The organism is Microbacterium ginsengisoli, from assembly GCF_000956535.1.
Taxonomy (GTDB): Bacteria; Actinomycetota; Actinomycetes; order Actinomycetales; family Microbacteriaceae; genus Microbacterium; species Microbacterium ginsengisoli.
Map to the genome: position 1 here is coordinate 142903 of NZ_JYIY01000074.1, position 6966 is coordinate 149868.

The window sequence follows — 6966 nt, forward strand, 5'->3', positions numbered from 1 at the left end:
CTAAACAGGATGACGACGAACGATCCCCAGCGCTCAGTTGCGTTCTACAAGGGGAAGACCAACACGGTTGACTCGGAGTCATCCGAGACCATCGCAACTGTACGTCGCGATATTGCGGACGCGCTCAACTCAAAGAATCTTGCTTTCCTGCTTGGGTCAGGGTGTTCGTCGTTCCAGCAGGACGGCCGAGAGCTTGGCATTCCCACAATGGGACCAATGGCAAAGAAGTTCATGAACGCCACCACAGGCAAGCATCGAATCACAGCAACGGATCGGCAGCGGCTGAAATCGAGCCTGGGACTGAATCTCGATGACAAGGACTACGGGAACAATCTTGAGCGCCTCTTGGAAGTCTTGTTCGCGCAAGAAATTGCCCTTCGGGCGAGCACGCGGCCGGCGATGCAAAAGGTGCATGCCGTCGTTCAGCGAGTCATTCGCTCAGTGACTGCGTATGTTCGTTCCGCCTGCACGGACGGTGAGTTTTCTCGCGGTGATGAAACCGTCCTCAGAACCTACATGCAGTTTTATCGTCGCCTGGCACAGAGAGACCGGGCACTCCCGCGCCCTTGGGTCTTCACAACGAACTACGACCTCTTCAACGAGACCGCAATGGATCGGCTCGGCATCCCGTACATCAACGGCTTCCTGGGATCAATCGAGCGTCGTTTCAACCCGTCGGTGTTCAGATACGCCCTTTCCGAGCAACTCGACATCAGCAATCGGAAGTGGAGTTCCGTCGACAGCCTGATGTACTTTGCCAAGCTCCACGGTTCGGTGAGCTGGGAGTCTCGTGGCGACGGATTATTTCCGGTCGTCGAGACGGCACCCTCTCTGATATCGAGTGAGCAACTACTCATCTATCCCAGTCCAGCGAAACAGAACGCCAGCTTTGCCGCACCGTACTCGGATCTGTTCCGTGAGTTCCAAACCCGAGTCGTCCGAGACCAAAGCGTCCTCGTCACCGTGGGATACAGCTTCGGAGATGAACATGTGAACAACATCATCTTCCAAGCTCTTACGATCCCCACCTTCCGACTTGTCGCATTCGTCGACCCTTTCGCCAATGAGACGGTGACGAAGCTCAGAGAGCTCGATGACCCGCGAATCTGGATAGTCGGCACGGAAGACAAGCAAGCTACCTGGAAGGCGCACTACTTCTCTACGCTCGTCGAGGACATATTGGCGACAGGTGGTTCCGACAACGCTGAAGAAGCAATCAACTCCGTTCTGACGAACCTTCTTGGGCGCGGGCACAAGACTCCTGACAGCGGTGCACGCCGTTGAGCGCCATCGAGCGCCGACGCTCCCTCGGCAAAGTCATCGCAGTCAACGCCGAGAGGTTTACCGTAGAGCTCAACGCGGGCTCCGACAGCTTCACGCTTGTCGGGTTCGACGCCCAACACTATGTCGCACGAATCGGGTCATTCGTCCTGATCCCGTTGCAGACCGAGCACGTCGTAGGCGAAGTAGTCGGTCTCCGCGAACGCGAGCTGTCAGCTAGCGAGCAACTCCAGTCAGAGCTTCAAGACACACACGCACTTCGAGCATTGAAGTTCCTAGATGTCGTCCCCATCGGCACTCTCTCCTTTCGCACCGAGGAGCGGTTCCGATTCGGCGTCTCAGTCTTTCCTGCGCTGTACACCGAGGTCCTGTATGCCGAATCGCAGGACCTCGATCGAATCTTCGACTCGACTAACGCGATCGAGGCCGACGAATCATCTGAGATTGAACCAGTACCCACCCGTTTGCGCGCATTCAGTATCGGTACATCGGTCGTCTTTGATGACTACGACGTTAAAGTATCCGTCGACGAGTTCTTCGGTGGCCACGCAGCGATCCTCGGTAACACAGGAAGCGGAAAGTCCTGCACCGTCGCATCAGTGGTTCAATCCATCTTCACCAAACATGATGCCCACGCTGCCGTCGGCGCGACGTTCGTATTCTTCGACACAAACGGCGAGTACAGGCAAGCTTTTGCCGACTTGCCGAAGCCAATCAGAAGGCTCTATGCGCTTGTTCCAGGGCGCGAGGCCCAGGCGCCGCCAAGCGCTGACAAGAGGGAGGATGTAGTCGGGTTCCGACTGCCTCATTGGTTCTTGTCCCCGGAAGAGTGGGAACTGCTACTCCGGGCTAGCGACCGAGCGCAGCGGCCGATCTTGAGAAATGCGTTAGGGCTGACGAGCTTGTTCGCGACGAATGACGCAACTCTCGCGCCGCTTAAGAACCATGTTCTTGCGTCCGCGATACTCGCCATCCTGGCCAGTTCTGAAAGCGCGACGGCGAGTGTCGGCCGAATTCAGGGACTATTGCTCTCTTTCAGCACGCCGGAACTCAATCGGCAGACTGTGCACCCGCACCTTGCTATCAACTTTGGCGCCTTCGTGGCTCCCAATGGACTTCCCAACTTATTGCGGCCGCACATTCAAGACGACGTTGTGCTCCCGGACTATAAGTACGCTCCATTCGAGTTTGGCCTGCTGGAGCAAGCTCTCGATCTCGCCATTCTCTACGAGGAGGCGCACGGCAACCGACACGTCCGCGACTACAGCTCATCAATGCTGACAAGATACAAATCGATTCGCGATCGTGCGGAGTTCGCGTTCTTGCGGCCGGATACGACCACGCTGGCTCCCCACGAGACTGACTCGAAGGTCTTCGTGGACAAATGGCTCGGCCTCATCGAAGAGCAACCGAGTGGCGGACTTCGGAAGCGCTCACAAATCACCATCTTTGACATGAACGAGGTTGAGGACGAGGTGGTCGAGGTAGTCTCAGCCGTCGTGACTCGAATGATCTTCGAGCGGCTCCGACGCTCACACGCTCGAAACACCTTCCCGGTGAATCTCGTTCTTGAGGAGGCGCATCGCTACGTCGCCGAGCGCCCTTCTGACTTTGCGATTGACGCGACCAAGATATTCGAACGAGTCGCAAAAGAGGGAAGGAAATACGGCCTCTTCATCCTTCTCGCCTCGCAACGACCCAGCGAACTATCGCGAACCGTACTGTCACAATGCTCGAACTTTGTTGTACACAGAATCCAGAACCCAGAAGACTTGCAGCACGTTCGACGTATGACGCCGTTCATCTCCGAATCGGTGCTGAGCCGACTTCCGTCTCTTCCGAAACAGCATGCCCTCATTTTCGGCAACTCCGTTAGCATCCCCACGACCTTCCGAGTGCGAGACGCATCACCCAAGCCGAAGAGCGATGATTCGCCGATCCGTCAGGTGTGGTTCACGAAGCGCGATCACATCATCGAGATTTGATCGGCAGTACTCAATGGCCAGTACCTATCGCGCAGTTCGACCAAGTGAGACCCGGAGAGGTCTTGGATGGTTGACGAACTTTTCTCCCGAAGACGAAGGTCCGGCTCGTCAGCTGCTCGACTCACTGCGTTTCGTATCTCTCAGCGACGTTCGAGCTGGACTGCAAGTTCGGCTCCACTCTCTGATCGCGCAAGGGAAGATTCAGGCCCCAGCACTCCTGGTCTCCGCACTGTCCATTGAAGATCTCCGCCTCGGCGAAGGTCGGACGGTCCCTCCGGTGGCTTTCGAGAGTTTTCAGCTCGATGACCCAATCAACGTCGTTCCAGGCAGCGAAGGTTTCGTTGGCAACTTGATTCGCGACCTTGTGTCGCCGGCTCTAGTTGGGGCAGATGCACTACTTGCGCCATCTACGAAGTTGAATGAGCTTCGTGGCAAGCGATGTCGGTCGATCGTGGTCATCACCGATTACGCGGGCTCAGGCACACAACTCCGAGACTATGCGATGGCGCTCGTCCGCCATCCGACGCTAAGGAGCTGGCGATCATACGGCCTTCTCCGCATACACGCGCTCTCGTATGCAGGCTCTTCTCAAGCGCTCGCCACCCTGCAGAGGGAAGACGGTCCCTTCGATGGGGTGTGGACGGTCGAAACAGCTCCCTCGTTTCAGGATGCGCCTTGGACTGCGAACCAGCGCGATGCGATCAAGGGCATATGCGCCCGCTACGTGCGCAGGAAGGATCGGAAGAGAGCGCTCGGATTCAAGGAAAGTGCGGGGCTCTTCGCAACTGATGCAAGTGTGCCTAACAATCTCCCGCTAATTCTGAGGCAGGCACACTCCGGGTGGCATCCATTCTTCGAACGACGTACTGTGCCCCCCGATCTGTTCACGGAGCTAGGAAGCTATGCGCCGGATGTGGTCCTCAAGGATGTTGCCACGCGCATCGGCCAGCCCAGGCTGTCGAGCAATCTGGGTGTGAAGTACATGAGGACTGCCACTGACGAGATGTTTCTCGTGTTGGCCTTGCTGCTCGATCGTTCTCGTTCTGCTTCCGAGCTTGCTCGGGAACTCGGCAAACCCGTCGCGACTGTCGACGTGCTCCTGCGCGCTCTGCGCTCGCTTGGACTGGTCGATGACCAGGGCAACGTCACCTCGACAGGCAAGAAGGAACTGACGACGGGCAAGCGGGCTCCTCGCCATGTCTCCGCGGGCATCGAGGGGTCAGACGCCCCGTACTATCCTGAGAGTATGAGATGAGGGGAAGAACTGGTCTGCTTAGTGATGCAGCCGGCACGTTGTGTCGGCTCGTGGAGTCGACTGGCTCCAGGACGCGGCTGACCGCGTTCACCGGACGAGCTCAGGCTACGCGTGGTGGGGCAAACGCCACCTACCTACGGAGCCTGGGGAGGCGTTCGCCCCACCCTTCGGGACCGGGGGTCAAAGTAAGTGGCTGACGCTTCCCCTCATCTCTACATCGCACAGGGCCTCGCGCAGGGACACGCTGCGGAGGTCGTCTCCCGTGCGAGCATTGTTCGCTCTCGATTGCTTGCAAATGGCGTCCCTCCAATCTTGAGCTTGCGACATCTAGCCCAACTGACCGGAGTTTCCTATGGGTATCTCCGTGAAATAGTCGGAAGAGTCAGGGACCCGTACCTTGATATCAACCGGCGGAAGCGAGATGGCGGAATCCGCGAGATATCGAGCCCCGAGCCCGTGCTCATGGACGTGCAGCGCTGGCTCCTCCACAACGTGTTCTCGTCGGTTCCGATGCACCCCGCCAGTTTCGCGTATCAGCGTGACCGTTCAATTGTTCAATGCGCTGAGCAACATGTGGGAGCGCGCTGGTTGGTGAAGCTTGACCTCCATGACTTTTTTGGAAGCATCCAAGAGAAGCGCATATTTGATCTTCTTCTGCGGCTGGGCTATTCGAAGCTCGTGAGCTTGGAGATCGCCCGCATTTGCACTCGACTTCGCGGCCCCCGGTACGAGGGGTATCAGAACTTCTGGGCGTACAACGCGATCCCGTCCTATGTGGTAGGCAGCCAAGGCGTGTTACCGCAGGGCGCGCCAACAAGCGGTGCCCTAGCGAATACTGTGGCGAGCAATCTTGACGCGAAGCTCCATGATCTGGCCGCGTCAAGAGGGTTGGGCTACACAAGGTACTCGGACGATCTCACCTTTTCAGCTGGCCCAGATTACGATCGAAAGCAAGCTACGGCTCTCATCGCCCAGGTCCGAAACATCGTACGGGACCAACATTTTGTACTGCACGAGAAGAAGACCCACGTGGTCCCGCCAGGTGCAAGGACTGTCGTTCTCGGCCTGCTGGTGGACTCACAGGGGGTCCGGCTTCTACCCGAGTACAAGCGCCGCCTTCAGGTTCACGTTCGCGGCGTGGGGAAGTTCGGCCTGGTAGAGCATGCTTCTCACCGTGGGTTTGAGTCGGTTCTGTCGTTCGTGAACCACGTCGACGGGTTGATTGCGTTCGCGGCAGGTGTGGAGCGTGAGTATGCACAGCACGCGCGGCGAGCTTGGAATGACGCCTTAGCCAGGAGCGGCTACCCACTGGAGGTCTGAACCGGAACCGGCTCCCCGGAAGGCCATGTATGCGGTGACATCGGCAAGTGGACCAATTAGGTGACCAACAGCCTGCAAACCCTGCAAAACGTGACGCCCAGAGCACGCTCCTGAAACACAAAACCCCAGGTCAGGTGGGCTATGAGCCCTACTCCTACCACCTGGGGGTCAGGGGGTCGCAGGTTCAAATCCTGTCAGCCCGACGTAAAAGCCCAGGTGAGAGTAGGTTTCTCGCCTGGGCTTCATCATGTCCGGGGGTCGTTCTCTGTGGTCCCCCTCTGGTCCCCCGGCGCTCTCGCCGGTGGTCGCCTGTGGACGAACTGATCGCCCAGAACCCGCGTCCTGTGGATAAGGGGACCAAAAGGGGACCAGAACGCTTCCGGGAGCACTCCCGCGGGCGTCGGAGCGCATCACAGGCCCCTGGTCGCGGGGCTGCTGCGCCGGGCGTTCTTGCGTTGTCCGGCGGTGGAGAGGAAGGCGTTGGCCTGCTCGGCGGCGGAGGCGAGGTGGCGGTCGTCGGGGTGGAGATAGCCGCGCGTGGTCTCCATCGAGGCGTGCCCGAGGATGTCTTGCAGTACGTGCAGCGGGATGCCCGCGTCGGCCATCCAGGTTGCCCCGGTGTGGCGTAGGCCGTGCCGGGTGAGGTCGGGCAGTCCGAGCTTCGCGACGATGCCGTCCCAGTTGGTGGCGTCGCGGACGGTCGCGGTGGTGAGATAGCCGCCCTTCGGGCCGACCAGCAACGAGTCCTCGGGCTCCTTCCCGTCGGTGAGGCGTTCGAGCACTGGCCGGAGTGGTTCGAGGATCGGCACGCGGCGTTCTTTGCGGCTCTTGGTCGGTTTTGTAACCAGGCCGCCTTTGCCGGGGAAAACCTGCCGGCGGATCACGACGAGGTTCTTGCCGTAGTCCACGTCCCCGACCTGCAACCCGGAGACCTCCGAGGACCGTGCGGCGAGTAGCGCGGCGAGCATCACGAAGTCGCTGTAGGACTGATGCACCTTTGTCCCGCGTCAAGATTTCTGGCAGGCCGGTTGTGAGGGCATGATCGGCGTCTGAGATGCCGGGAGGCTGTTGATGGGAAGGCCGCCGGTGATCCCGCCGGAGAAGAAGACGCGGATCGTGCTCGCG

5 protein-coding genes are annotated in these 6966 nt (G+C 59.1%); 4 read left to right on the forward strand and 1 reads right to left on the reverse strand.

Translation table 11 applies throughout. The annotated features are described in order from the left end of the window. Positions 1–9: 9 nt before the first annotated feature. From RR49_RS08810 to RR49_RS08825, 4 genes are all read left to right on the forward strand, one after another. The gene (locus RR49_RS08810; protein WP_045247704.1) at positions 10–1284 is read left to right on the forward strand and encodes an SIR2 family protein; all 1275 of its coding nucleotides are present in this window, start codon (positions 10–12) and stop codon (positions 1282–1284) included. Then, entirely contained in the window at positions 1281–3266 is a 1986-nt protein-coding gene (locus tag RR49_RS08815; RefSeq protein WP_045247705.1) for an ATP-binding protein, read from the forward strand. Before RR49_RS08810 ends, RR49_RS08815 begins: the two co-directional genes overlap by 4 nt. 13 nt (positions 3267–3279) lie before the next feature. Next, positions 3280–4521, forward strand: coding sequence for a phosphoribosyltransferase-like protein (locus tag RR49_RS15460; protein ID WP_425411863.1), 1242 nt, complete (start codon positions 3280–3282; stop codon positions 4519–4521). Positions 4522–4710: 189 nt separating this feature from the next. Then, entirely contained in the window at positions 4711–5841 is a 1131-nt protein-coding gene (locus tag RR49_RS08825; RefSeq protein WP_048809063.1) for a reverse transcriptase family protein, read from the forward strand. A 410-nt stretch (positions 5842–6251) separates the two neighbouring features. Here RR49_RS08825 and RR49_RS08830 read toward each other — a convergent pair whose 3' ends face one another. Next, the gene (locus RR49_RS08830; RefSeq protein WP_228790856.1) at positions 6252–6809 is read right to left on the reverse strand and encodes a tyrosine-type recombinase/integrase; all 558 of its coding nucleotides are present in this window, start codon (positions 6807–6809) and stop codon (positions 6252–6254) included. Positions 6810–6966 lie beyond the last annotated feature (157 nt).

What these genes read in the sequence shown, in the direction of transcription:
- RR49_RS08810 (WP_045247704.1), top strand. Translation starts at nt 10, where the DNA reads ATGACGACGAACGATCCCCAGCGCTCAGTTGCGTTCTACAAGGGGAAG.
- RR49_RS15460 (WP_425411863.1), top strand. Translation starts at nt 3,280, where the DNA reads ATGGCCAGTACCTATCGCGCAGTTCGACCAAGTGAGACCCGGAGAGGT.
- RR49_RS08830 (WP_228790856.1), bottom strand. Translation starts at nt 6,809, where the DNA reads ATGCTCGCCGCGCTACTCGCCGCACGGTCCTCGGAGGTCTCCGGGTTG.